General features: G+C 39.6%; 1 protein-coding gene. It reads right to left on the bottom strand.

Annotation, left to right across the window (positions count from 1 at the left end; all coding sequences use genetic code 11):
- Nucleotides 1-454 (bottom strand): hypothetical protein (locus RT99_RS25460; RefSeq protein WP_042566753.1); only part of this gene is annotated, 454 nt, incomplete at both ends.

The raw sequence follows: 454 nt of genomic DNA, 5'->3' as shown, positions 1-454 counted from the left end.
TGTATTGGTATACGTTCCTGCATTCGAACAAGAACCTGAAGCTACAAACTGTCCGCTGATTTTTACAACATTCAAAACATCTGCATCACACAAATCAGAAGCTGTTGGGAATAACGCTTGCGCGGAAGCCAAAGCAGTTAAGTCGCTGCATTCTAAAGTTGCATCTAAAGAAGCGGTTTGTGTAGTCCATGTTGGTTTTGTAGTATCTTCAATAGTAATTACTTGTGTAAAAGTGGTAGAAGTATTCAAACATACATCGTTGGCAACCCATGTATTAGTATAAGTACCTGAATTAACACAAGAACTGGCAACAAAAATTCCGCTGGTTTTAGTGTAAGTTACAGTTCCTCCGCAGTTATCGGTCGCAACCGGAGCTTGATTTTGAGCGTTTGAAATTCCTGTAGCATCACTGCATTGTAAAGTTACGTTTAATGCATTTGAAGCTGTTGTCCAG

Origin of the sequence: Flavobacterium sp. MEB061 (genome assembly GCF_000834715.1) — a bacterium.
GTDB lineage: Bacteria > Bacteroidota > Bacteroidia > Flavobacteriales > Flavobacteriaceae > Flavobacterium > Flavobacterium pectinovorum.
This window is presented reverse-complemented; position numbering and strand designations above follow the sequence as displayed.